The 26,066-nt window shown below is 62.1% G+C and carries 23 protein-coding genes; 1 reads left to right on the forward strand and 22 read right to left on the reverse strand.

Annotation, left to right across the window (positions count from 1 at the left end):
• Positions 1-100 precede the first annotated feature (100 nt).
• The 7 genes from KW568_RS22815 to KW568_RS22845 form a co-directional block, all read right to left on the reverse strand.
• Entirely contained in the window at positions 101-958 is an 858-nt protein-coding gene (locus KW568_RS22815; RefSeq protein WP_003252350.1) for a peptidoglycan DD-metalloendopeptidase family protein, read from the reverse strand.
• Between the two features lie 237 nt (positions 959-1,195).
• On the reverse strand, positions 1,196-1,834 hold the full coding sequence (locus tag KW568_RS22820) for a protein-L-isoaspartate(D-aspartate) O-methyltransferase (RefSeq protein ID WP_003252348.1): 639 nt from the start codon (positions 1,832-1,834) through the stop codon (positions 1,196-1,198).
• A 35-nt stretch (positions 1,835-1,869) separates the two neighbouring features.
• Positions 1,870-2,619 (reverse strand): 5'/3'-nucleotidase SurE, encoded by a 750-nt coding sequence (gene surE, locus KW568_RS22825; protein ID WP_003252346.1) that lies wholly within the window; start codon positions 2,617-2,619, stop codon positions 1,870-1,872.
• On the reverse strand, positions 2,607-3,665 hold the full coding sequence (truD, locus tag KW568_RS22830) for a tRNA pseudouridine(13) synthase TruD (RefSeq protein WP_004574838.1): 1,059 nt from the start codon (positions 3,663-3,665) through the stop codon (positions 2,607-2,609). Before truD ends, surE begins: the two co-directional genes overlap by 13 nt.
• Positions 3,662-4,135, reverse strand: coding sequence for a 2-C-methyl-D-erythritol 2,4-cyclodiphosphate synthase (gene ispF, locus KW568_RS22835; RefSeq protein WP_003252342.1), 474 nt, complete (start codon positions 4,133-4,135; stop codon positions 3,662-3,664). The genes truD and ispF overlap by 4 nt, the downstream gene beginning before the upstream one ends.
• 76 nt (positions 4,136-4,211) lie before the next feature.
• Positions 4,212-5,066: an S-formylglutathione hydrolase gene (fghA, locus tag KW568_RS22840; RefSeq protein WP_003252340.1), complete on the reverse strand. Its 855-nt coding sequence runs from the start codon at positions 5,064-5,066 to the stop codon at positions 4,212-4,214.
• An 8-nt stretch (positions 5,067-5,074) separates the two neighbouring features.
• A complete protein-coding gene (locus KW568_RS22845; RefSeq protein ID WP_003252338.1) occupies positions 5,075-6,187 on the reverse strand; it encodes an S-(hydroxymethyl)glutathione dehydrogenase/class III alcohol dehydrogenase in 1,113 nt (370 codons plus the stop codon).
• Between the two features lie 107 nt (positions 6,188-6,294).
• Here KW568_RS22845 and KW568_RS22850 point away from each other — a divergent pair, with 107 nt between their 5' ends.
• Positions 6,295-7,191, forward strand: coding sequence for a LysR substrate-binding domain-containing protein (locus KW568_RS22850; RefSeq protein WP_003252336.1), 897 nt, complete (start codon positions 6,295-6,297; stop codon positions 7,189-7,191).
• A gap of 263 nt (positions 7,192-7,454) precedes the next feature.
• Here the strand turns inward: KW568_RS22850 and ispD are convergent, their stop codons facing one another.
• From ispD to bamA, 15 genes are all read right to left on the reverse strand, one after another.
• On the reverse strand, positions 7,455-8,162 hold the full coding sequence (gene ispD, locus KW568_RS22855; RefSeq protein WP_003252335.1) for a 2-C-methyl-D-erythritol 4-phosphate cytidylyltransferase: 708 nt from the start codon (positions 8,160-8,162) through the stop codon (positions 7,455-7,457).
• Entirely contained in the window at positions 8,159-8,440 is a 282-nt protein-coding gene (gene ftsB, locus KW568_RS22860) for a cell division protein FtsB (protein WP_004576849.1), read from the reverse strand. Before ftsB ends, ispD begins: the two co-directional genes overlap by 4 nt.
• 165 nt (positions 8,441-8,605) lie before the next feature.
• Entirely contained in the window at positions 8,606-9,895 is a 1,290-nt protein-coding gene (gene eno / locus KW568_RS22865; RefSeq protein WP_003252333.1) for a phosphopyruvate hydratase, read from the reverse strand.
• Positions 9,896-10,049: 154 nt separating this feature from the next.
• Positions 10,050-10,895: a 3-deoxy-8-phosphooctulonate synthase gene (gene kdsA / locus KW568_RS22870; protein WP_003252332.1), complete on the reverse strand. Its 846-nt coding sequence runs from the start codon at positions 10,893-10,895 to the stop codon at positions 10,050-10,052.
• Positions 10,896-10,898: 3 nt separating this feature from the next.
• On the reverse strand, positions 10,899-12,527 hold the full coding sequence (locus KW568_RS22875; protein ID WP_003252329.1) for a CTP synthase: 1,629 nt from the start codon (positions 12,525-12,527) through the stop codon (positions 10,899-10,901).
• Between the two features lie 267 nt (positions 12,528-12,794).
• Positions 12,795-14,078 carry a tRNA lysidine(34) synthetase TilS gene (tilS, locus tag KW568_RS22880; RefSeq protein ID WP_054888938.1) on the reverse strand — a complete coding sequence of 428 codons (1,284 nt, stop codon included), beginning with the start codon at positions 14,076-14,078 and terminating at the stop codon, positions 12,795-12,797.
• Positions 14,079-14,247: 169 nt separating this feature from the next.
• Complete coding sequence (locus tag KW568_RS22885; RefSeq protein ID WP_003252323.1) at positions 14,248-15,195, reverse strand: acetyl-CoA carboxylase carboxyltransferase subunit alpha; 948 nt, start codon at positions 15,193-15,195, stop codon at positions 14,248-14,250.
• A 106-nt stretch (positions 15,196-15,301) separates the two neighbouring features.
• Complete coding sequence (dnaE, locus tag KW568_RS22890; RefSeq protein WP_054888937.1) at positions 15,302-18,826, reverse strand: DNA polymerase III subunit alpha; 3,525 nt, start codon at positions 18,824-18,826, stop codon at positions 15,302-15,304.
• Between the two features lie 186 nt (positions 18,827-19,012).
• Positions 19,013-19,636, reverse strand: a complete 624-nt coding sequence (gene rnhB, locus KW568_RS22895) for a ribonuclease HII (RefSeq protein ID WP_259536893.1) — start codon at positions 19,634-19,636, stop codon at positions 19,013-19,015.
• Position 19,637: 1 nt separating this feature from the next.
• On the reverse strand, positions 19,638-20,765 hold the full coding sequence (lpxB, locus tag KW568_RS22900; protein WP_003252318.1) for a lipid-A-disaccharide synthase: 1,128 nt from the start codon (positions 20,763-20,765) through the stop codon (positions 19,638-19,640).
• A 1-nt stretch (position 20,766) separates the two neighbouring features.
• Complete coding sequence (gene lpxA / locus KW568_RS22905) at positions 20,767-21,543, reverse strand: acyl-ACP--UDP-N-acetylglucosamine O-acyltransferase (RefSeq protein WP_003252316.1); 777 nt, start codon at positions 21,541-21,543, stop codon at positions 20,767-20,769.
• Positions 21,540-21,980 carry a 3-hydroxyacyl-ACP dehydratase FabZ gene (gene fabZ / locus KW568_RS22910; protein WP_003252314.1) on the reverse strand — a complete coding sequence of 147 codons (441 nt, stop codon included), beginning with the start codon at positions 21,978-21,980 and terminating at the stop codon, positions 21,540-21,542. Before fabZ ends, lpxA begins: the two co-directional genes overlap by 4 nt.
• Before the next feature lie 114 nt (positions 21,981-22,094).
• A complete protein-coding gene (gene lpxD, locus KW568_RS22915) occupies positions 22,095-23,150 on the reverse strand; it encodes a UDP-3-O-(3-hydroxymyristoyl)glucosamine N-acyltransferase (protein WP_003252312.1) in 1,056 nt (351 codons plus the stop codon).
• Between the two features lies 1 nt (position 23,151).
• Positions 23,152-23,655: an OmpH family outer membrane protein gene (locus tag KW568_RS22920; protein WP_003252311.1), complete on the reverse strand. Its 504-nt coding sequence runs from the start codon at positions 23,653-23,655 to the stop codon at positions 23,152-23,154.
• Positions 23,656-23,699: 44 nt separating this feature from the next.
• Complete coding sequence (gene bamA / locus KW568_RS22925) at positions 23,700-26,060, reverse strand: outer membrane protein assembly factor BamA (protein WP_054888936.1); 2,361 nt, start codon at positions 26,058-26,060, stop codon at positions 23,700-23,702.
• Positions 26,061-26,066: the final 6 nt, after the last annotated feature.

The following is a 26,066-nucleotide window of genomic DNA, read 5'->3' on the forward strand; positions in this document are numbered from 1 at the left end:
TCCTTTGCTGAGTTCGAACTCAGACTCGAGCGGCACCTTTCTCCCTGGCAGCGCTTGAGCCTGTCCCCTCTACATCACAGGAACAGGCCGGGTACAACGGTCAACGACGTGGCAGGAACTGGAGTGGATCGACGGGTTTGCCCTGGCGGCGAATCTCGAAATGCAGCTTCACCCGATCTGTGCCCGTAGACCCCATTTCAGCAATCGACTGCCCTGCCTTGACCTGCTGCCCCTCCCGAACCAACAGCCTGCGGTTATGACCGTAGGCACTGACGTAGGTGTCGCTGTGCTTGATGATGATCAGCTCGCCGTAGCCCCTCAAACCACTCCCGGCATAAACCACCGCACCATCAGACGCAGCAAAAACAGGCTGTCCCAAATCACCGGCGATATCAATGCCTTTATTCAAACTACCGTTTGAAGCAAATTTTCCAATCAGCACGCCATTGGCAGGCCAGGTCCAACCACCTACCGCGCGCTCTGCGGCTGGTACGGTAGCGACCACAGGGGCAGGGGCGGAAGGCGCCGACGTGGCCGGTTTGCTGGTGCTGGCAGGCGCCGTGGCAGTGCTGCCCACAGGCCGCCGCGTGACCGTGGTGCGGCTTGACGAGGACGGGCTGGACACCACCGTGGTGCGGCTGCTGGAACCGCTGCTGAAACGAATCGCTTGGCCCGGGCGGATGGTATAAGGCGCCTGAATGCCGTTGCGTGCAGCCAGCTCCTTGTAGTCCCAGCCATAACGGAAGGCGATGGAGAACAGGGTGTCGCCTGGCTTGACGATGTATTGCCCAGAAGTCACCGCCGGGCGCTTGGGCACGGTGTTGTTGCGGTCGACCACCCGCGCGCTGTTGCTGCTGGTGCTTGAGCAACCCACCAGAAGCGTGCCCATGGCCAATGCAATCACCAGAAGCTTGAAACCCGACCCGTCCTTGCGCTGCCGAATGACTGTGTGACCCACCCGCGCTCCCCTCATGGTGCCGAAAATCGATATGAAGACAAGAAATGCAATATTGTTGCAATTATAACCAAGCCAGCCAGTAATGGCAGACGGGTTCAAAAGACGGGCACAAAACCCCGGTGCACGCTGTGCGTTAGCGCTTCGCACCGCCTGATAGACAGGGCGAAGCGACAAGAATTCGCCACCGGCACAAAAATACACCGCGCCTCATGCCTGCACAGCTCAGATCAACAGGCCTCAGGCCAGAGGCCCATTGAGCAGCGGCACGAAGCGCACAGCCCCCAGTACGCGACGGGAGAATCCATGCTCCTCGCGCACGATCAGCATCAGTTGCTGCGCTTCGCCGGCCGGCCCTACCGGGATGACCATGCGTCCCCCGGGTGCCAGTTGGTCGAGCAGTGCCTGTGGCACTTCCGGCGCCACGGCGGTGACGATGATGCCGTTGTACGGCGCAAGCGCCGGCCACCCCTCACAACCGTCACCCCAGCGGAATACCACGTTGCGCAGGTTAAGCTCCACCAGGCGCTCTTTGGCCCGGTCCTGCAGCACCTTGATGCGCTCTACCGAAAACACCCGCTCGACCAGCTGAGCCAGGATCGCCGTCTGGTAGCCCGAACCGGTGCCAATCTCCAGCACCTTGTCCAGCGGCCCGGCCTCGAGCAACAGCTCGCTCATGTGAGCAACCATGAACGGCTGGGAGATGGTCTGGTTGTGGCCGATCGGCAGCGCGGTGTCTTCGTATGCTCGATGCGCCAGCGCCTCGTCGACGAACAGGTGGCGCGGCGTACGACGGATCACGTCGAGCACCTTGGTGTTCGAAACCCCCTCTTCGCACAAGCGCTGTATCAGCCGCTCCCGGGTACGCTGAGAGGTCATGCCGATGCCACGCCGCAGCATATCGTCCTCGCGCATCAGAGCAGGCCCTCCAGCCATCCATCGAGCTGCTCGAAGGCATCATTGAAGGTGCGGTCGAGCTGCAATGGGGTAATCGATACGTAGCCTTGCATCACCGCGTGGAAGTCGGTGCCCGGGCCGCCGTCCTCGGCATCACCGGCCACGGCAATCCAGTAGCCTTCCTTGCCACGCGGGTTGACCACCTTGGTGGGCGCCGCCGCCCGCGCGCGGTGACCGAGACGGGTGAGCTGGATGCCACGGATGTGCTCCAGTGGCAAGTTGGGAATATTGACGTTGAGTACAGTGCGTGGCGGCAACACCAGGCGCGACTGTGCCTCGACCAGACGACGGGCGATATAGGCCGCAGTCGGCAGGTTGTCCGGCTGGCGCGACAACAGCGAGAACGCCAGCGAGGTACCGCCGAGGAAGCGGCCTTCGAGCGCCGCAGCGACCGTTCCCGAATACAGCACGTCATCGCCCAGGTTGGCACCGAGGTTGATCCCCGACACGACCATGTCCGGCGTCTGCGGCAACAGCCCATTGAGCCCCAAGTGCACGCAGTCGGTCGGCGTGCCGTTGAGGCTGATGAAGCCATTGGCCAGGGTCTGCGGATGCAGTGGCCGGTCCAGCGTCAGCGAACTGCTGGCGCCGCTCTTGTCTTGATCCGGGGCGATCACCGCGCACTCGGCATAATCCACCAGCGCAGCGTGCAGCGCGGCGATGCCAGGTGCGGTAACACCGTCGTCATTCGAAATCAGAATACGCATGGGCTGTCCGTCTGCCCTGCCGACACCAGATCCACGACTTCACGCACCACCACGGTGGCGAAGCATCCGGCCGGCAGGACGAATTCCAGTTGCAGGATATCAGGCTCGGGATAATGCCACGTCAGGCCGCCAATAGGGAGCCGCAGAATTCGCCGTTCGTGATCCATGCCCGCCTGGGCCAGCCACTGGCAAAGTGCCGGCTGACGTGCGCCGATAGCGTTTTCCAGCTGGGCAGGCGCACCGCCAGCAGGTGAAGCGCCCTCCCCCCACATCGGGCCGGTTGGATGCAGGTCGAGAATCGCCAGCCGCGGGTCGGCACATTCCGCCTCACCCGCCGGGAAGAAACTGCGGCTGTCGGTGAACGCCAGCAGGTCCCCGACCTGGGCTCGGGCCCAGCTACCGTCAGCGACACGCGCAGCCAGCAACTGATTGAACAGGTAGCTGCGCCCGGCCGAAAGCAGCCGCGAACGCACGTTGCGCTGTTCAGGCAAAGCCTTGCGTGCGGCCCAATCGAGGGCGTCATGGACGTTGCCACCCCCGTGCCCGAAGCGCTGGGTGCCGAAATAGTTGGGCACACCTTGCTGCCTGAGCTGCTCCAGGCGCGCATCCACCGCCTGGTGATCGGCAGCCAGGGCGGTCAGGCGCAAGGTGAACCCGTTGGCCGAATGCGCGCCGCGCTGCAGTTTGCGCTGGTGACGCACCTGTTTGAGCACACGCAGGCTGGCATCCTCGGCACGCGACAGATCCGGGTCGGCCTTGCCCGGCAGGTGCAGGCTGAACCACTGGCGGGTCAGCGCCTGGCGGTCCTTCAGGCCGGCGTAGCTGATGCTGCGCACCGGCACGCCAGCGGCGCGGGCAAGGCGCCGGGCGGCTTCTTCAGTGTTCAGGTCACGCTTCTCGACCCACAGCCACAGGTGCTCGCCTTGGCCGGATAGCGGTATATCCAGAACTTCGTCAACCTGAAAGTCTTCGGCAACCGCTTTGAGGACGGCGGTGCCCAGGGGTTCGCCCGATGCGCGCGGGCCCAGCAATTCCAGTTCGGTCATGCTGGCAGCAGCAGGGCGACCGAATGCACGGCAATGCCCTCCTCGCGGCCGGTAAAGCCAAGCTTCTCTGTGGTGGTGGCCTTGACATTGACCTGGTCGAGCTCGACCTGCAGGTCTTCGGCGATCAGCTGGCGCATGGTTTCGATGTGTGGGGCCATTTTCGGTGCCTGGGCGACGATGGTGGCGTCAACGTTGCCGACCTTCCAGCCCTTGGCCTTGACGATGCCGACCACATGGCGCAGCAGCGCGCGGCTGTCAGCACCCTTGAACTGCGGGTCAGTGTCAGGGAAGTGCTTGCCGATGTCGCCCAGCGCCGCAGCGCCAAGCAAGGCATCGCTCAGGGCGTGCAACAGCACGTCACCGTCAGAATGGGCCAACAGGCCGTATTTGTGGGGGATACGCACCCCGCCCAGGGTAATGAAATCACCGTCGCAGAAACGGTGCACATCGTAGCCGTGGCCAATACGCATAAAAAAACGCCCTGAATGAGTCAGGGCGTGATTCTACCTGCTTTACTGCGGGTTTGGCGGCTTTTGGACCAGGGTGTTACACCCGCCCCAGTGCCACCGCATGATGGCGCAGGTGCTCCTCGATGAAGCTGGCAATGAAGTAGTAGCTATGGTCATAACCCGGCTGCATACGCAGGGTCATTGCATGGCCACCTTTGCGTGCCGCCTGTTCCAGCGCTTCAGGCTTGAGTTGCTTCTCGAGGAAGTCGTCACGGTCGCCCTGATCCACCAGCAACGGCGGGCATTGGCCTGCCGGGGTTTCGGCCAGCAGCACGCTGGCATCCCACTCACGCCAGCGCCCACGGTCTTCACCCAGGTAGCGGCTGAAGGCTTTCTCGCCCCACGGACAATCCATCGGATTGCTGATTGGCGAGAATGCCGACACCGAGCGGTAGCGCCCCGGATTGCGCAAGGCGCACACCAGCGCGCCATGCCCACCCATGGAGTGGCCGCTGATGCTGCGCTCGCCCGACGCCGGGAAGTGGGCCTCGATCAGGGCTGGCAACTCCTCCACCACATAGTCGTGCATGCGGTAGTGCTGGGCCCAGGGTTGCTGGGTGGCGTTGAGGTAGAAGCCAGCACCCAGGCCGAAGTCCCAGGCGCCGTCCGGATCGCCCGGCACCTGCTCGCCACGCGGGCTGGTATCGGGGGCAACGATGATCAGGCCCAGCTCGGCGGCCAGACGCTGGGCGCCGGCCTTCTGCATGAAGTTCTCGTCGGTGCAGGTGAGGCCGCTGAGCCAGTAAAGCACCGGCAGCTTTTCGCCCTGCTCGGCCTGCGGTGGCAGGTACACGGCGAACACCATATCGCAACCCAGCACCTTGGAATGATGCCGGTAACGCTTGTGCCAGCCGCCGAAGCTCTTCTGGCAGGAGATGTTATCCAGGCTCATGGCAAACCTCAGAAGTGGATCACGCTACGGATGCTCTTGCCTTCATGCATCAGGTCGAAGGCCTTGTTGATGTCTTCCAGCCCCATCGTGTGGGTGATGAAGGTGTCCAGCGGGATCTCGCCTTTCTCGGACATTTCCACGTAGCTCGGCAGTTCGCTGCGGCCACGCACCCCGCCGAACGCCGAACCACGCCAGACCCGACCGGTAACCAGCTGGAACGGACGCGTGGAAATTTCCTGGCCGGCACCGGCCACACCGATGATCACCGACTCACCCCAGCCCTTGTGGCAGCATTCCAGGGCGGCGCGCATCAGCTGAACGTTGCCGATGCACTCGAAGGAGAAGTCCACGCCACCATCGGTGAGGTCGACGATCACTTCCTGGATCGGGCGATCGTAGTCTTTCGGGTTGATGCAATCAGTGGCACCCAGTTGGCGGGCGATTTCGAACTTGGCCGGGTTGATGTCGATGGCGATGATACGCGAGGCCTTGGCCTTGACCGCACCGATCACGGCCGACAGGCCGATGCCACCGAGGCCGAAGATGGCCACGGTATCACCTGGCTTGACCTTGGCAGTGTTGAGTACCGCGCCGATACCGGTGGTGACGCCGCAGCCCAGCAGGCAGACCTTTTCCAGTGGTGCTTCTTTCTGGATCTTGGCCACGGAAATTTCCGGCAGCACGGTGTATTCGGAGAACGTCGAGGTGCCCATGTAGTGGAACAGTTGCTGGCCCTTGTACGAGAAGCGCGTGGTGCCGTCCGGCATCAGGCCCTTGCCCTGGGTGGCGCGGATGGCCTGGCACAGGTTGGTCTTGCCCGAGAGGCAGAACTTGCACTTGCCGCATTCTGGGGTGTACAGCGGGATGACGTGGTCACCCACGGCGACCGAGGTCACCCCCTCGCCCACCGCTTCGACGATGGCACCGCCTTCGTGGCCGAGGATCGATGGGAAGATCCCTTCCGGGTCAGCACCGGACAGGGTATAGGCATCGGTGTGGCAGACACCGCTGGCGACCACGCGCAGCAGCACTTCACCGGCTTTTGGCATGGCCACGTCGACTTCGACGATTTCCAGGGGTTTCTTGGCTTCGAAGGCAACGGCAGCACGGGACTTGATCATCAAAGGTCTCCAGACAGTGGATCGATTCAGTCTTGCAGTGTAATTCAGCGCCATTTGATTAATAATCAGGCCAAAGACAAAACATTATTGCCATACAGGGATAATCGATGAGCAGCCGATGGGAAGGCATCGACGAATTTGTCGCCGTGGCCGAATCGGGCCAGTTCACTGCCGCTGCCGAACGCCTGGGGGTTTCCTCATCGCACATCAGCCGGCAGATCGCCCGGCTGGAGGACCGCCTGCAAACGCGCCTGCTGTATCGCAGTACCCGCCGGGTAACCCTCAGCGAAGCCGGGCAGACCTTCCTGCAGCATTGCCAACGCTTGCAGGATGGCCGCGAGGAAGCGCTGCGCGCCATGGGCGACCTGGCCAGCGAACCCAAGGGCTTGTTGCGCATGACGTGCGCCGTGGCCTACGGCGAGCGCTTCATCGTGCCGTTGGTGACGCGATTCATGGCGCTGTACCCGCAGCTGCGCGTGGATGTGGAGCTGAGCAACCACACCCTCGACCTGCTGCATGAAGGCATGGACCTGGCCATCCGCCTGGGCCGCCTGGCCGACTCTCGCTTGGTGGCTACCCGCCTGGCGCCAAGGCGCATGTACCTGTGCGCCTCGCCGGCCTATCTTGAGCGCTATGGCCGGCCACACAGCCTGTCGGAGCTGGCGCGGCACAATTGCCTGGTGGGGAGTTCGGACTTGTGGGCGCTACAGCAGGATGGCCGTGAGATCAGCCAGCGGGTACAGGGTAACTGGCGCTGCAACAGTGGCCAGGCAGTGCTGGATGCGGCGCTGCAAGGGATCGGGTTGTGCCAGTTGCCGGATTACTACGTGCTGGAACACCTGAACAGTGGTGCGCTGGTGTCGCTGCTGGAGGCGCACCAACCGCCGAATACGGCGGTGTGGGCGCTGTATCCGCAGCAGAGGCACCTGTCGCCGAAGGTACGGCGGCTGGTGGATTACCTGAAGGAGGGGTTGGCGGGGTTGCCGGAGTATCGTTTCGGCTGACGGGATGTGCTGCATGTACTGGCCTCTTCGCGGGTGAACCCGCTCCTACGACGGCCTGTGCCCAACCACCGATGCGTATGTAGGAGCGGGTTTACCCGCGAATACGGCGGCGGCGCCAACGGTGAACGGCGAGTGGAAATTGGCCCGCAGGCCCGGCCCTTTCGCGGGTGAACCCGCTCCTACGGCGGCCTGTGCCCAACCACCGATGCGTATGTAGGAGCGGGTTCACCCGCGAATACGGTGGCGGCAGCAACGGTGAACGCTCAGCGTTTACCCGCCCAGCGCTGGCGCAACCATTCGAGATCTTCGGGCCGGGTTACCTTTATGTTGTCACTGCGCCCTTCCACCAGCCGCGGCGCCTGACCGGACCATTCGATGGCCGAGGCTTCATCGGTCACCACCACATCCGACACCAGGCACTCAGCCAGCGCCCGGTGCAACGCTCCAAGGCGGAACATCTGCGGTGTGTACGCCTGCCAGATCGTGCTGCGGTCCACGGTAGCACTCACCCGGCCATGGCTGTCGGCACGCTTGAGGGTATCGCGCGCCGGCACCGCCAGCAGGCCACCCACCGGGTCGTCCGCCAGCTCCGACAACAGCTTGTCCAGGTCGCTGCGTGCCAGGTTCGGCCGCGCAGCATCGTGCACCAGCACCCAGTCGCTGTCCCCCGCCCCCTGGGCATGCAGCACCAGCAAGGCGTTAAGCACCGAGTCAGCGCGTTCACGCCCGCCCGCCGCGCACTGGATGCGTGGGTCGCTGGCGTAGCGCAGGCCAGGCCAGTACGGGTCATCTTCGGCAATGCTGACCACCACGCCCTTAAGCGCCGGGTGGCCAAGAAAACAGTCGAGGCTGTGCTCGAGAAGGGTCTGCCCAGCCAGCTCCAGGTATTGCTTGGGGCGGTCGGCAGCCATGCGGGCACCTACACCCGCCGCAGGAATCACGGCCCAGAAGGCCGGCAAGGTATCGATCATTTCTGTGGCAACTGGAAGAGGGTTTCGCCCTCTTTGACCATCCCCAATTCGTGGCGGGCCCGTTCTTCAACGGTCTCCATGCCTTTTTTCAGCTCTAGCACTTCAGCATCGAGCACACGATTACGCTCGAGCAAGCGCTCGTTTTCGGCATGCTGATCGGCAATCTGCTGCTTCAGTTCGGTCACTTGCGCCAGGCTGCCGTTACCCACCCACAGGCGGTACTGCAGGCCACCCAACAGCAAGAGCAGAACGAGGAACAACCAATAGGGACTGCGCATCACGTTATCCAGGTTAAAAAGGCTGCCGCGTTTTTACTTCGGGGCCTCGAATAGCACGAAGCCTGGCCGAGGCCAGGCTTCGTCGACAGAAACCCGTTAGTACCTAGGAAAGTTCAGTACGAACGTTCCTACAACTTCGGCTGCTGCCTTTTTACCATCTCTTGCTTAGCCGCGAAACTCGGCACGACCGCGGTAAACCGCTTTGGCGCCCAGTTGCTCTTCGATGCGCAGCAGCTGGTTGTACTTGGAAACGCGGTCGGAACGGCACAGCGAGCCGGTCTTGATCTGGCCAGCAGCAGTACCCACAGCCAGGTCGGCAATGGTCGAGTCTTCGGTTTCACCGGAACGGTGCGAGATCACTGCAGTGTAACCAGCAGCCTTGGCCATCTGGATGGCTTCCAGGGTTTCGGTCAGCGAGCCGATCTGGTTGAACTTGATCAGGATCGAGTTACCGATGCCTTTCTCGATGCCTTCCTTGAGGATCTTGGTGTTGGTCACGAACAGGTCGTCACCGACCAGCTGGACTTTTTCACCGATCTTGTCAGTGAGGATTTTCCAGCCAGCCCAGTCGGACTCGTCCAGGCCGTCTTCGATCGAAATGATCGGGAAACGCTCGGTCAGGCCTTTCAGGTAGTCGGCGAAGCCTTCGGCGTCGAACGACTTGCCTTCGCCGGACAGGTTGTACTTGCCGTCTTCGTAGAATTCAGAAGCCGCGCAGTCCAGAGCCAGGGTCACGTCGGTGCCCAGCTTGTAGCCGGCTTTTTCGACAGCTTCAGCGATGGCGCCCAGGGCGTCTTCGTTGGATGCCAGGTTCGGGGCGAAACCACCTTCATCACCTACGGCGGTGTTCAGGCCACGGGCCTTCAGGACGGCCTTGAGGTGGTGGAAGATTTCGGTACCCATGCGCAGGCCGTCAGAGAAGGTCTTGGCGCCAACCGGCTGAACCATGAACTCCTGGATGTCGACGTTGTTGTCGGCGTGCTCGCCACCGTTGATGATGTTCATCATCGGAACCGGCATCGAGTACTGGCCCGGGGTGCCGTTCAGGTTGGCGATGTGCGCGTACAGCGGCAGGTCCTGGTCCTGGGCAGCAGCTTTGGCGGCAGCCAGGGAAACAGCCAGGATGGCGTTGGCGCCCAGCTTGGCCTTGTTCTCGGTACCGTCCAGTTCAATCATGGCGCGGTCCAGCGCCTTCTGGTCGGAAGGATCCTTGCCCAGCAGCAGGTCACGGATCGGGCCGTTGATGTTGGCGACGGCCTTCAGCACGCCCTTGCCCAGGTAACGGCTCTTGTCGCCATCACGCAGCTCCAGCGCTTCGCGCGAGCCGGTAGAAGCACCGGACGGCGCGCAAGCGCTGCCGATGATGCCGTTGTCGAGCAGTACATCGGCTTCCACAGTGGGGTTGCCACGCGAATCGAGAACTTCACGACCTTTGATGTCGACGATTTTTGCCATTGTTGTAAGCACTCCAGAATTTGACGAAAACAACTTAGCTTAGGAAATTCTTGCCGTTCACCAGGCGAACTTGCTTTGGGCAGGCCTGATGAAGGGAGCCCCTGACCGACTGGTCAGGGGTGGATCGGGCGGTACTTTACCCGAGAAATGAGCTTTACGCGGTTTCTACCGTCGGAAAACTTTTCACCAGGTCGTCCAATTGCTTGAGCTGGACCAGGAACGGCTCCAGTTTATCCAGGCGCAAGGCGCATGGGCCATCGCACTTGGCGTTGTCCGGATCGGGGTGGGCTTCGAGGAAAAGCCCGGCCAGGCCCTGGCTCATGCCGGCCTTGGCCAGGTCAGTGACCTGGGCACGACGGCCGCCGGCGGAATCGGCGCGGCCACCCGGCATCTGCAGGGCGTGGGTCACGTCGAAGAACACCGGGTAGTCGAACTGTTTCATGATGCCGAAGCCCAGCATGTCGACCACCAGGTTGTTGTAGCCGAAGCTCGAACCACGCTCGCAGAGTATCAACTGGTCGTTACCGGCTTCTTCGCACTTGGCCAGGATGTGTTTCATTTCCTGAGGTGCGAGGAACTGAGCCTTCTTGATGTTGATCACCACGCCGGTCTTGGCCATGGCCACTACCAGGTCAGTCTGCCGCGACAGGAAAGCCGGCAACTGGATGATGTCGCATACCTTGGCGACGGGCTCTGCCTGGTAAGGCTCGTGCACGTCGGTGATCACTGGCACGTTGAAGGTGCGCTTGATCTCTTCGAAGATCTTCAGCCCCTCTTCCATGCCAGGGCCACGGTAGGACGTTACCGACGAACGGTTGGCCTTGTCGAAGCTGGCCTTGAACACATACGGGATACCGAGCTTCTCGGTAACCCGCACGTACTCTTCGCAGACCTTCATCGCCAGGTCACGGGACTCCAGAACATTCATGCCGCCGAACAGGACGAAAGGCTTGTCGTTGGCGATTTCGATGTTACCGACGCGGATGATCTTCTGGGTCATCGATCAGGCCTTGTTCTTCTGAGCCAGGGCTGCCTTGACGAAGCCGCTGAACAGCGGGTGGCCGTCACGCGGCGTCGAAGTGAACTCCGGGTGGAACTGGCAAGCGACGAACCATGGGTGGTCCTTGGACTCGACCACTTCCACCAGCGCGCCGTCTTCGGAACGGCCGGAAACCACCAGACCAGCTTCCACCAGTTGTGGCAGCAGGTTGTTGTTCACTTCGTAGCGGTGACGGTGACGCTCGGTGATCACGTCCTTGCCGTAGCAGTCGTGCACCTTGGAACCGGCAGCCAGCTGGCAGTCCTGTGCGCCCAGGCGCATGGTGCCGCCCAGGTCGGAAGCCTCGTCGCGGGTCTCGACGGCACCGGTGGCATCGGCCCACTCGGTGATCAGGCCGACCACTGGGTGGCCGCTGTTACGGTCGAACTCGGTGGAGTTGGCGTCTTTCCAGCCCATCACGTTACGGGCGAATTCGATGACGGCCACCTGCATGCCCAGGCAGATACCCAGGTACGGCACCTTGTTCTCACGGGCGTATTGCACCGCGGTGATCTTGCCTTCCACACCGCGCAGGCCGAAACCGCCCGGTACCAGGATGGCATCGGCGCCTTCGAGCAGGCTGGTGCCCTGGTTCTCGATGTCTTCCGAATCGATGTAGCGCAGGTTGACCTTGGTCCGGTTGGTGATGCCGGCGTGGCTCATCGCTTCGATCAGCGACTTGTACGCATCCAGCAGCTCCATGTACTTGCCGACCATGGCGATGGTCACTTCGTGCTCCGGGTTGAGCTTGGCATCAACCACCTTGTCCCACTCGGACAGGTCGGCACCATTGCACTGCAGGCCGAAGCGCTCGACGACGAAGTCGTCCAGGCCCTGAGCATGCAGTACGCCCGGGATCTTGTAGATGGTGTCGACGTCTTCCAGCGAAATCACCGCACGCTCTTCAACGTTGGTGAACAGCGCGATCTTGCGACGCGACGAAGCATCCACCGGGTGGTCGGAGCGGCAGATCAGCACGTCAGGCTGCAGGCCGATGGAGCGCAGCTCCTTGACCGAGTGCTGGGTCGGCTTGGTCTTGGTTTCGCCAGCGGTGGCGATGTACGGGACCAGGGTCAGGTGCATCAGCATGGCACGCTTGGAGCCCACTTCGACACGCAGCTGGCGAATCGCCTCGAGGAACGGCTGCGACTCGATATCACCCACGGTACCGCCGATTTCCACCAGGGCCACGTCGGCATCGCCGGCACCCTTGATGATGCGACGCTTGATTTCGTCGGTGATGTGCGGGATGACCTGGATGGTCGCGCCCAGGTAATCACCACGACGCTCTTTACGCAGCACGTGCTCGTAGATACGGCCAGTGGTGAAGTTGTTGTTCTGGGTCATGGTGGTGCGGATGAACCGCTCGTAGTGACCCAGGTCGAGGTCGGTCTCGGCGCCATCGTGGGTGACAAAAACTTCACCGTGCTGGAACGGGCTCATGGTGCCCGGGTCGACGTTGATGTACGGATCCAGCTTGAGCATGGTGACCTTCAGGCCCCGCGCTTCCAGGATGGCCGCCAGGGAAGCCGAGGCAATGCCTTTCCCCAATGAAGAAACAACACCGCCCGTGACGAATATGTAGCGCGTCATGAAAAACCCTAGAAGTCTGCGTTAAGGCGGCCAGCGCCGCCGGAGAAAGCGAAGGAAGGCCGAAGCCCCCGATCACCTGCGTCAATCACAGTGCATCTCGAAAAACTGCCGCGTCTGTACAGCCAGGGTATACCCGGCATGGCGTTCGCTCGTCATTTCCAGAATCAGCTCGGCAAAAAACTGCTTGGTAATCGGCAACTCCTGTGTTTTCGCGGAACCCACAGAAGTTGTATCAAGAAGGGAGGGTAGTCTACCGGAATGTACCCTTCAGCTCAAACCTTGCGCGTTCGTCGGTAACTGCCAGTGCAGTTGGCAATCCGCCTGCACCAGCCCGGGCAGGTTGGCCACCGCCAGCAGGCATTCGCCGTGATACAGCAACGGCAGGCGCGAGCGCAGGAAATGCGGCACCTGCTGTTCGTTGAGCAGGCGCTTGAGGTCCCGCCGACCACGGCCGGGAACCTCCAGCATTTCCCCCCCCTGACGGTATGCAATGCGCAACCCGCTCGGCACGGCTGCGCCAACAAGACGCACGCAACCATTGCCCGGCAACCGCAACGGCCCATCAGGGTCGGGCCAGGCCAGCGAGCCAGCCGGTTGCTGTAGCCAATCACCGCTCAACCACCAGATGCGCCCGTGGCTACGCACCAACCGTCCATCGGCAAGCCGCCAGACTGGCCGGGCATCGGCACCGGCATCGCGCAGGTCTGCCCAGCCGGCCCAGTGCCGGGTATCGGGCAAACGGGTGCGCTGGCTAAGCCAGTACTGCAAGGCATTGCGCTGACGGGCCGGCGATAACGCCAGCAGGGCGGCCAGGTCGAGGGAATCCAGCCCCGGCCAGGCGAGAGGCGCCCCTTTGCGCGCAAGCGCCAGATCCTCCTGGGCCAGTTCGTCCAGCAAACCCAGCGCCTCGCCCAGATGCTCTGCTGCACGGGCGAAGTTCTGGCTGGCCTGTGGCCAACGTTGCTGCAACTGCGGCATCACTTCGCCGCGCAGGTAGTTGCGGGCGAATTGTGTGTCGACGTTTGACGGGTCTTCGATCCAGGTCAGCCCTTGGGCTTGGGCATAATCCTGCAAATGTTGCCGGGAACAGGCCAGTAACGGCCTGACCAGGCTGCCCTGCCCCAGCGCCCGCTGCCCCGGCATTGCCGCCAGGCCACGCAGGCCGGCGCCGCGCAACAGGCGGAATAGCAGGGTCTCGGCCTGGTCGTCGCGGTGCTGGCCGGTGAACAGGATATCGCCCGGGCCGAGCACTTGCCTGAAGGCGGCATAGCGGGCCTCTCGGGCCGCCTGTTCCAGGCTGGCGCCAGGGGAGACCTGGACGTGGATGACCTGGAGTTCAACGTCGAAATTGTCGCAGATGGCTTGGCAGTGGGTGGGCCAGGCGTCGGCAGCGGCTTGCAGGCCGTGGTGGATATGGATGGCGCGCAGCGGGGGGGAGGCGTGGTTGCGGGCGTATTCGGCCAGCAGGTGCAGGAGGACGGTGGAATCGAGGCCGCCGGAGAAGGCGACGTGCCAGGTGGGGGCGTTGAGCCAAGGAGTGAGGTTGATCATCTAGCCCTCGCTCGATTCAAGAAAGCATTCGCGGGCATGCCCGCGCCCACATGTACGGCGCAAGCCTCAAGGGCAGCGCAACCTGTAGGAGCGGGTTTACCCGCGAACACCGGCGAAGCCGGTGCCATCAATCACAAGGGCCGCAAAACGGCCCCAGGGCTAATCAGAATCAGAGGCCGTAGCTCATCAGGCGCTCGTAACGACGGGCCAACAGCGCATCGTTGTCGAACTTGCCGAGCATGTCCAGCTGCTGCACCAGATCGGCACGGATGCTTTCGGACATCTTGGCCGGGTCACGGTGGGCGCCGCCCAGCGGCTCCTGGATGACCTTGTCGACAATATTCAGGCTCTTCAGACGCTCGGCGGTGATGCCCATGGCCTCGGCCGCGTCTGCTGCTTTATCGGCCGTTTTCCACAGAATCGAAGCACAGCCTTCCGGCGAGATAACCGAGTAGGTGGAGTACTGCAGCATGTTCAGTTGGTCGCACACGCCAATGGCCAGTGCCCCACCGGAACCACCCTCACCGATCACGGTAGCGATGATCGGGGTTTTCAGGCGTGCCATGACCCGCAGGTTCCAGGCGATGGCTTCACTCTGGTTGCGCTCTTCGGCGTCGATGCCCGGGTAGGCGCCCGGCGTGTCGATGAAGGTCAGGATCGGCATCTTGAAGCGTTCGGCCATTTCCATCAGGCGACAGGCCTTGCGGTAACCTTCCGGGCGCGGCATGCCGAAGTTGCGACGCACTTTCTCGCGCACTTCACGGCCCTTCTGGTGGCCAATGACCATGACCGGCTTGCCGTCCAGACGCGCAGTACCACCCACGATGGCGGCGTCGTCAGAGAAGTGACGGTCCCCGTGCAGCTCTTCGAACTCGGTGAAGATGTGCTCCAGGTAGTCCAGGGTGTATGGACGACGCGGGTGACGGGCCAGGCGGGCGATCTGCCAGCTGGTCAGGTTGCCGAAGATGCTTTCGGTCAGGGTGTTGCTCTTGTCTTGCAGACGGGCAATTTCATCGCTGATGTTCAGCGAGTTGTCGTTGCCCACCAGGCGCAGGCCTTCGATCTTGGCTTGCAGGTCGGCAATCGGCTGTTCGAAGTCGAGGAAATTCGGGTTCATAGTCATCCGTCTTGGGTCTACGGCCAGGCGGCCGGCCGGTTGATCCGTTTGGCGCCATACCTTAAGGGATCAGGCGCATTCAGGTCGAGATTAAATTTTTGTCGGTTCAACGATATTGCAGGAAGACGTTCTCACGCCCGAACTGGTCACGCAGCGCCTGAATCAGCCCATCGGCCGGATCGATCGCCCACTGCTCGCCAAACTGCAGCATGGCCTTGGCGTCGCTGCCGGTGTACTCCAGCGTGATCGGGCAGGCACCGCGATGGCGGGTGATCAGCTCGCCCAGCCACTTCAGCCGGTCGCCCTTCAGTGCGTCATGCGCCACCTTCAGGCGCAGGCTCTCGGCCAGCTTGGTGCGTGCGTCTTCCATGGTCATCACCTGCTTCACCCGCAGGCGCAAGCCCCCGGAGAAGTCGTCATTGCTGACCTCGCCTTCCACCACCACCATCGCGTCGGTCTGCAGCAAGGACTGTGCCGCCATGAAGGCATCGGCAAACAGCGATGCCTCGATCCGCCCGGAACGGTCATCCAGGGTGACGAAGCCCATCTTGTCGCCCTTCTTGTTCTTCATCACCCGCAGCGCAATGATCATGCCCGCGATGGTCTGGGTTTCGCGCGACGGCTTGAGGTCGACGATGCGCTGGCGGGCGAAGCGACGGATCTCGGTCTCGTACTCGTCGATCGGGTGGCCGGTGAGGTACAGGCCAAGGGTGTCCTTCTCCCCCTTCAGACGCTCCTTGAGGGTGAGCTCGCGCACCTTGCGGTGGTTGGCATACACATCGACATCTGCCGCGTCGAACATGCTGCCGAACAGGTCGACATGACCACTGTCAGCGGTGTGTGCGGCCTGCTCGGCCGCCTTGATGGCCTCGCCCAGCGCCGACAGCAAGGTTGCCCGGTTGATGTCGATGTTGGCGTGGTAGGCCTTGATCTCGTCATGGAAGTGCGGGCCAAGGCGGTCCAGCGCGCCACTGCGCACCAGCGCATCAAGGGTACGTTTGTTGACCCGTTTGAGGTCGATGCGTTCACAGAAATCGAACAGGTCCTTGAAGGGACCGCCTTGGGCACGGGCCTCGACAATCGCCTCCACCGGGCCTTCGCCGACACCCTTGATGGCACCAAGGCCGTAGACGATACGGCCGTCGTTGTTGACGGTGAACTTGAAGTCCGAGAAGTTCACGTCCGGCGCGTCGAGGCGCAGCTTCATGCTGCGCACCTCCTCCACCAGCACCACCACCTTGTCGGTGTTGTGCATATCCGCCGACAGGACCGCGGCCATGAATGGCGCCGGGTAGTGGGTTTTCAGCCAGGCGGTCTGGTACGACACCAGGCCATAGGCGGCGGAGTGGGATTTGTTGAAGCCGTAGCCCGCGAACTTCTCTACCAGGTCGAAGATGTTACCGGCGAGGTCCGCATCGATATTGTTGGCTACGCAACCTTCGATGAAACCACCGCGCTGCTTGGCCATTTCCTCGGGCTTTTTCTTACCCATGGCCCGGCGCAGCATGTCGGCGCCACCCAGGGTATAACCTGCCATCACCTGGGCGATCTGCATCACCTGTTCCTGGTACAGGATGATGCCGTAGGTTGGCGCCAGTACCGGCTTGAGGCCTTCGTACTGGTAGTCGGAGTGCGGGTAGGCCAGCTCGGCGCGGCCGTGCTTGCGGTTGATGAAGTCGTCCACCATGCCCGATTGCAGCGGGCCCGGGCGGAACAACGCAACCAGTGCGATCAGGTCTTCCAGGCAGTCGGGCTTGAGCTTCTTGATCAGCTCCTTCATGCCGCGCGATTCAAGCTGGAACACCGCCGTGGTTTCGGCCTTCTGCAGCAGCTCGTAGGTCTTGCGGTCGTCCAGCGGGATGAAGTCGATGTTGAGGTCGGGCAGGTTTTTCTTGGCCTGCTCGCGGTTGATGATCTCCATCGCCCACTTGATGATGGTCAAGGTACGCAGGCCGAGGAAGTCGAACTTCACCAGGCCGGCGGCCTCGACGTCATCCTTGTCGAACTGGGTTACCAGGCCACCACCCTCTTCATCACAGGCGATCGGCGAAAAGTCGGTGAGCTTGGTCGGTGCGATAACCACACCACCGGCGTGCTTGCCGGTACCCCGGGTCACACCCTCCAGCTTCAGGGCCATGTCCCAGATTTCACGGGCGTCTTCGTCGCCCTTGAGGAAGTCACGCAGGATTTCTTCCTGCTCGTAGGCCTTCTCCAGGGTCATGCCCACTTCGAAGGGGATCATCTTCGACAGGCGGTCGGCCAGGCCATAGGATTTGCCTTGCACCCGCGCCACGTCACGCACCACCGCCTTGGCGGCCATGGTACCGAAGGTGATGATCTGGCTCACCGCATTACGGCCGTAGGCCTCGGCCACGTAGTCGATCACCCGGTCACGGCCGTCCATGCAGAAGTCGACGTCGAAGTCGGGCATGGAAATACGTTCAGGGTTGAGGAAGCGCTCGAACAGCAGGTCGTAGGCCAGCGGGTCGAGATCGGTGATCTTCAGTACATAGGCCACCAGCGAGCCAGCACCCGAACCGCGGCCCGGGCCAACCGGTACGTCGTTGTTCTTGGCCCACTTGATGAAGTCCATAACAATCAGGAAGTAACCGGGGAAGCCCATCTGGATGATGATGTCCAGCTCGAACTTCAGGCGGTCCAGGTAAACCTGACGCTTTTCTTCATAATTGGGCGTGGTCTCTTTCGGCCACAGCACGGCCAGGCGCTCTTCCAGGCCTTCGTGGGACACATGCCGCAGGTAGTCGTCGATGCCCATGCCGTTGGGCGTGGGGAAGTCAGGCAGGAAGTACTTGCCCAGCTGTACCTGGATGTTGCAGCGCTTGGCAATTTCGACGGTGTTGGCGATGGCGTCGGGCAGGTCGCTGAAGAGCTCGGCCATTTCCTCGGCCGACTTCAGGTACTGCTGGTCGCTGTAGCAACGCGGACGGCGCGGGTCATCGAGGGTCCAGCCCTCACCAATGCATACGCGAGTTTCGTGGGCGTCAAAGTCCGTCTGCTTGATGAAACGTACGTCGTTGGTAGCCACCAGCGGGGCGCCAAGCTTGTCGGCCAATGCCACCGCCGCGTGCACGTATTCTTCGTCGCGTGCGCGATTGGTGCGCTGCACTTCAACGTAGAAGCGCTCGGGGAACATGCCCATCCAGTCTTGAAGAAGCACTTCGGCTTCGTCTTGCCGACCCGCCAGCAGCGCCATGCCAATGTCGCCTTCCTTGCCCGCCGACAGGGCAATCAGGCCCTCGCTGGCAGGGGCGATCCATTCACGCTGGAGAATGACCAGGCCGTTGCGCTGGCCATCGGTCCAGCCGCGCGAGATCAGTTCGGTGAGGTTGCGATAGCCCTTGGGGTCCATGGCCAGGAAGCAGATGCGCGACAGCGGGGCTTCCGGGTCGGCACCGGCCAGCCACAGGTCGGCACCGCAGATCGGTTTGATGCCGGCGCCCATGGCCGTCTTGTAGAACTTCACCAGCGAGCACATGTTGCTCTGATCGGTGATCGCGACCGCCGGCATGTTCATCCCGGTCAGCGCCTTGGCCAGCGGTTTGATCCGCACCAGGCCGTCGACCAGCGAGAATTCGGAATGGACGCGCAGGTGAACGAAGGGAACCGACATGGAAGATCCTGTAGCAGAGCTTAACGACAAGGGCGGGATTGTAGCCTAACTAGGGGCTTTTTTTGGGGCTGCTTTGCAGCCCTTCGCGGGCACGCCCGCTCCCACAGGTACGGCCCCGCTGCTCAGACCGATGAATCCTGCGGGAGCGGGCGTGCCCGCGAAGGGCCGCAAAGCGGCCCCAATAGGTCAGATCAGGGAATCGGTGACGCCTTCGCGCGCTTCCCAAGCCGCCCGCACAGGGGCAAAGGAACGCCGGTGGATGGGCGTAGGCCCAAGCCGAGCCAGGGCCTCGAGGTGCACCGGCGTTGGGTAACCCTTGTGCCCGCCAATGCCATAACCCGGGTAGATCAGTTCGAATGCACTCATATCCCGATCACGGGTCACCTTGGCCAGGATCGATGCCGCCGCAATGGCCGGCACCTGGCTATCCCCCTTGACCACCGGTGCTGCCGGCACCGCCAGTTTCGGGCAGCGATTGCCGTCGATCAGGGCCAGCTTTGGCGTAATGTGCAAGCCCTCCACTGCCCGCTGCATGGTCAGCATGGTGGCCTGCAGGATGTTCAGGCTGTCAATTTCCTCGACTTCGGCACGGGCGATGCAGAAGCTCAAGGCCTTTTCGCAGATCTCGTCGAACAGCGCCTCACGCCTGGCTTCGGTGAGTTTCTTCGAATCGTTCAGACCGAGAATCGGCCGCGCGGGATCAAGAATCACGGCCGCCGTTACCACCGCGCCGCACAACGGGCCGCGGCCCACTTCGTCAACGCCGGCGACCAGGTCTTCTACCAGGTTGAAGTCCAGTCCAATTTGCATGTCAGCGGTCCTTGAGCAGGGCCAGTACCGCCTCGGCCGCCTGATTGGAGGCGTCACGGCGCAGGGTGCGGTGAATTTCGTCGAAACGTTCGGTCTGCTGGCTTCCATCGCGCACCAGCGGCGCCAGGGTGTTGGCCAGCGCTTCACTGGTAGCGTCGTCCTGCAGCAACTCGGGCACCAGCTCTCGCTGGGCCAGCAGGTTCGGCAATGACACGTAAGGGCTTTTCACCAGACGCTTGAGGATCCAGAAGGTCAAGGGCGCCAAGCGGTACGCCACCACCATCGGCCGCTTGTACAGCAGCGCCTCAAGGGTGGCGGTACCCGAGGCGATCAGCACCGCGTCACAGGCTGCCAGGGCTTGGTGCGACTGGCCATCGAGCAGGGTCAGCGGCAGTTGGCGCCCTTCAAGCATCTGTTCGATCTGGGTGCGCCGCGTGGCGTTGGCGCAGGGCAACACGAAGCGCACACCCGGCACTTGTTGGCAAAGGCGCTCGGCGGCGTCGAGGAACAACGCGCCCAGGCGCCCTACTTCGCCCCCCCTACTGCCCGGCATCAACGCAACCACCGGCCCCTCGCCCAGGCCCAGCGCGGCGCGCGCGGCCGGGCGGTCGGCTTCAAGCGGGATGGTGTCTGCCAGCGGGTGGCCAACAAAACGCACTGGCACACCCTGCTCTTCGTAGAACCGCGCCTCGAACGGCAGCAGCGTCAGCATCAGGTCGCAGCCTTCGCGGATCTTCAGCACCCGCTTTTGCCGCCAGGCCCACACTGACGGGCTGACATAGTGCACGGTCTTGATCCCGGCCTGGCGCAGCTTCAGCTCGATGTTGAGGGTGAAGTCAGGGGCGTCGATGCCGATGAATACGTCGGGTTTTTCTTCGATCAGGGTCTGGATCAGCAGCTTGCGGCGCTTGAGCAGCTCGCGCAGACGCCCCAGTACCTCGACCAGCCCCATGACGGCCAGGCGCTCCATGGGGAAATAGGATTGCAGGCCCTCGGCCTCCATCAAAGGGCCGCCAACCCCGATGAACCGCACGTCGGGGTGGCGTGCCTTGAGGGCACGCATCAAGCCTGAACCAAGAATATCGCCACTGGCCTCACCCGCGACCAGCGCTACGCAAAGCTGGGCCATATCAGCGCGTGATGCCGCGAGCGGAGCTCAGGATCGACTGACGGAACAGCTCGACCTCAGGGTGTTGCGTGGCCGGTTCGGCCAGCTCCTTGAGCGCGTCTTCGACGGTCAGGCCCTGACGGTAGACAATCTTGTAGCAACGACGCAGCACATGGATCACCTCGTCGCTGAAACCGCGGCGGCGCATGCCCTCGAAGTTCATGCTGCGGGCTTCGGCCGGGCTGCCGAACACGGTAACGAAGGCCGGAACGTCCTTGCCAATGGCCGTGCCCATGCCGGAAAACGCGTGGGCGCCAATATGGCAGTACTGGTGAACCAGGGTGTAACCGGACAGGATCGCCCAGTCACCCACATGTACATGACCTGCCAACGCCGTGTTGTTGACCAGGATGCAGTGGTTGCCGATGACACTGTCGTGGCCAATGTGGGCATAGGCCATGATCAGGTTATGGTCACCCACGGTGGTTTCCGAGCGATCCTGAACAGTACCGCGGTGGATGGTCACCCCTTCGCGAATCACATTGTGATCGCCGATCACCAGGCGCGTCGGCTCACCCTTGTACTTAAGGTCCGGGGTGTCTTCACCGATCGAGGAAAACTGAAAGATACGGTTGTGCTTGCCGATGCGGGTTGGGCCTTTGAGCACAACATGCGGGCCGATAACGGTGCCCTCCCCGATTTCGACATCAGGGCCAACGATCGACCAAGGGCCGACCTCGACGCCGTCGGCCAGCTTGGCCGACGGATCGATAATGGCCCGAGGATCAATCGAATTCATAGGGAGCGTTCCGCGCAGGTGATTTCTGCCGAGCAGACCGGCTTGCCATCGACAAGGGCGCGGCACTCGAACTTCCAGATCATGCTTTTACGGCTGAGGAACTTCGCCTCCAGCACAAGCTGGTCGCCCGGGAGAACCGGCTGACGGAAACGCAGTTTGTCGGAACCGACGAAGTAGTACAGGGTGCCATCGGCCGGCTTGGCATCGAGCATCTTGAAACCAAGGATGCCGGCCGCCTGGGCCATGGCTTCGATGATCAGGACACCCGGCATGATCGGGTGTGCCGGGAAGTGGCCATTGAAAAACGGCTCGTTGATGCTGACATTCTTGTAGGCACGAATGCTCTGGGCCTCGAAGTCCAGATCCGTCACACGGTCTACCAGCAGGAACGGGTAGCGGTGAGGCAGGTATTCGCGAATCTCGTTGATGTCCATCATTTCGGTGGGGAAGCCTGTAATAAGAATAGGGAGCGCAGGTGCTGACCACACGCTCCTTTTGCAATCCAAAGAGGAGCCAGCTAGCGACTGTTCACTCTTGCTCAGGGAATGGTATCAGCCTTCTGATGTCGGCAGGCCACCTGAGGTCACGGTATCGACGCGTTTTTCCAGCTGCTGGAGACGCTTGGCCATGTCGTCCAGGTGGCGGATACGCGCGGCGCTCTTGCGCCAGTCAGCCAGCGGCTGCATGGCAGTGCCGGAAGAATAGGAACCCGGTTCAGTGATCGAACGGGTAACCATGGTCATTCCGGAAACGAAAACGTTATCGCAAATATCGATGTGCCCAACCAGCCCCACACCACCGGCCAGCATGCAGTGCTTGCCGATGCGCGTGCTGCCGGAGATTCCGACGCAAGCGGCCATGGCAGTGTGATCACCGATCTGCACGTTGTGAGCGATCTGGATCTGGTTATCCAGCTTGACCCCGTCGCCGATCCGGGTATCGGACAGCGCGCCACGGTCGACAGCCGTATTGACACCGATCTCAACGTCATCACCAATGGTGACGCCGCCGATCTGTGCAATCTTGCGCCAGATACCCTTCTCGTTGGCAAAGCCGAAGCCCTCACCGCCGATCACGGCACCCGACTGGATGACCACACGCTTACCGATGGTCACGTCGTGATACAGCGTGACACGCGGTGCCAGCCAACCACCTTCACCGACCACACAGCGGGCACCGATGAAGCAGTGTGCGCCGATGCTGACGTTGGCGCCGATGCGCGCACCACTTTCGATGACCGCGAACGGCCCGATGCTGGCGCTGGCGTCCACCTGGGCATCTTCCGCCACCACGGCGCTGGGATGTATTCCCGCCTCAGCCTTGGGTTTGGGATCGAACAGGTGGGAAATCCGCGCGTAAGCCAGGTACGGGTCCGCCACGACCAGGGTATTGCCGGCAAAGCTTTCGGCATCCGCAGCCTTGAGCAGCACCGCGCCGGCCTGGCTGTTATCCAGGTACTTGCGGTACTGCGGGTTGGCGAGGAAGCTCAACTGCGTCGGGCCAGCCTCTTGCAAGGTGGCCAACCCGGTAATCTGCAGCGCCTCGGGCCCCTTGAGGGTAGCTCCGAGTACCTCGGCCAGCTGGCCTAGCGTCATGGTCACACTCATATCAACGGGCTTGGTTCATGCGCTCGATGACTTGGCGGGTGATGTCGTACTGAGGTTTGACATCGATGACCGCACCACGCTCGAGGACCAGGTCGTAGCCGCCCTTCTTGATCACTTCCTCGACAGCACCATCCAGCTTCGGCTTCAGTTGCTTGAGCATGTCGCGATCAGCAACGGCCTTGGCTTCGTTCAGTTCCTTGGACTGGAACTGGAAATCGCGGGCCTTTTGCTTGAACTCGAGCTCCAGGCGCTCACGCTCCTGCTGCTGCATCTTGTCGCCGCCCTTGATCAGGCGGTCCTGGATGCCCTTGGCACTGCTTTCCAGGCTTTTCAGCTTGGTCAGTTGCGGACCGAATTTCTTCTCGGCATCAACCGCATACTTCTTGGCGGCATCCGACTCGAGCAGGGCCATCTGGTAGTTCAGGACGGCAACCTTCATTTCGGCGAAAGCCGGGGTGGCGACCAGCGCCGCGGCCACTACGGCCAATTGAGCCAATTTACGCACGATGCACTCCTGGATAAACCGTTGTCATTAAGCAAGGGCCGACCTTAGAAGGTCTGGCCCAGAGAGAATTGGAACACCTGGGTATCGGCATCGTCCGGCTTCTTGACCGGCATTGCCAGGCTGAAGCTCAACGGGCCCAGTGCGGTAATCCAGGTCACGCCCAGGCCGACCGAACTGGCCATGCCCGAGAACCCGACCTTCTCGCAATCAGGTTTGTTGCCGCAATTGGTGTCGAACACGTTACCCACGTCCCAGAACACGGAAGTGCGCAGTGAACGCTGGTCCTTGACGAATGGCAGCGGGAACAGCAGCTCGGCACCGCCTTGCACCAGCACGTTACCACCAAACGGCAACGGATCCTGATCCGGGTCGGCGATGGTGCCTGGCTTGCCACCTGCGGCCTCGCCGATGCTCGGGGTACTGCGCGGGCCCAGGCTGCTGTCCTTGAAGCCACGGACGGAGTTGAAACCACCCGCGAAATAGTTCTCGTAGAACGGCAGGCCGGAGGTGCTGCCGTACCCATCACCATAGCCCAGCTCGGTATGCAGGCGCAGGGTGTAGTCGCTGGTGATCGGCTTGAACAGCTGGCCACGGTAGTCAAGCTTGAAGAACGACAGGTCGCTGCCCGGAACGGTGGACTCCAGGGTCAGGCTTTGCGAGTGACCACGGGTGGCCAGTACGCCTTTGTTCAGGGTCGACTCGGACCAGCCGATCGAGGCCTTGAAGTTCAGGAAGTTGTCACCTTCCTGCTCGAGGAAGTCGAAGATCTCGTCAACGGTGTACTTGCCGGTCTTGATCTTGTCCTGCTGCACGCTCAGGCCGTAGGTCAGGCGCGAGGTTTCGCTGATCGGGTAGCCCAGGCTGACGCCGGCACCGTAGCTGTCCACCGCGTAGCTGGCAACATCGACGTCGAGGTCCTCGTAATCGGTGCTGCGGTAGAAGGCGTTGTAGCCCAGGCTGACGCCATCGGCGGTGAAGTAGGGATCAACGAAGCCGAAGTTGTAACGGGTCTGGTATTCCGAACGGGTCAGGCCGATGGACACCTTGTTACCGGTACCGAGGAAGTTGCTCTGGCTGATCGAACCACCCAGGATCAGGCCGGCGCTCTGGGCGAAACCGACGCTGGCGGTGATCGAGCCGGAGGCCTGCTCTTCGACGCTGTAGTTGACGTCGACCTGGTCGTCGGTGCCAGGCACCTGCGGGGTCTCGACGTTGACTTCCTTGAAGAAGCCCAGGCGCTCAAGACGGGTCTTGGACTGGTCGATCAGGTAGGTCGACGCCCAGCCACCTTCCATCTGGCGCATTTCGCGACGCAGCACTTCGTCTTCGGTCTTGGTGTTGCCGCGGTAGTTGATGCGGTTGACGTAGGCACGCTTGCCCGGGTCGACCACGAACATGATGTCGACGGTGTGGTCCTGGTCGTTCGGCTGTGGCACGCCGTTGACGTTGGCGAAGGTGTAGCCTTCGTTACCCAGGCGGCGGGTGATCAGCTCGGACGTGGTGGTCATCACCTTGCGCGAGAACACCTGGCCCGGCTGCACCAGCAGCAACGACTTGACCTGGTCTTCCGGCACCTTGAGGTCACCGGACAGCTTCACGTCGCGAACGGTGTATTTCTCGCCTTCGTTGATGTTGACGGTGATGTAGACGTGCTTCTTGTCCGGCGTGATGGACACCTGGGTGGAGGCGATGTCCATGTTGATGTAGCCGCGGTCCAGGTAGTAGGAACGCAGGCGCTCCAGGTCACCGGAGAGTTTTTCACGGGCGTACTTGTCGTCGTTCTTGAAGAACGACAGCCAGTTGGTGGTCTTCAGCTCGAACAGCTGCCCCAGGGTCTCATCATCGAATACGTTGTTGCCCACGATGTTGATGTGCTGGATGGCGGCGACGGTGCCTTCGTTGATCTTGATCTTCAGCGCCACACGGTTGCGCGGCTGCGGCACCACCTCGGCGTCGACCTCGGCCGAGTAGCGGCCTTGGGCCACGTACTGGCGCTGCAGCTCGTTACGCACACCTTCGAGGGTGGCACGCTGGAAGATCTCGCCTTCGGCCAGGCCCGATTGTTTCAGGCCCTTCATCAGGTCTTCGGTGCTGATCGCCTTGTTGCCTTCAATCTCGATGCTCGACACCGACGGGCGCTCGACCACGTTGATGATGAGCACATTGCCATCGCGGCTCAACTGGATGTCCTGGAAGAACCCGGTCTTGAACAAGGAACGAGTCGAGTCCACCAGGCGACGGTCGTCGGCCTGGTCGCCAACGTTCAGCGGCAAGGCACCGAACACACTGCCAGCGGAAACCCGCTGCAGGCCGTTGACGCGAATATCGGAGATGGTGAAGGACTCGGCGTGAACTTCAGCGATCATCAGTGCGGACATGACCGCAGTTAGCAGCAGACGTTTCATGAAGTC

Source organism: Pseudomonas sp. HD6515, assembly GCF_024971855.1.
GTDB lineage: Bacteria > Pseudomonadota > Gammaproteobacteria > Pseudomonadales > Pseudomonadaceae > Aquipseudomonas > Aquipseudomonas alloputida.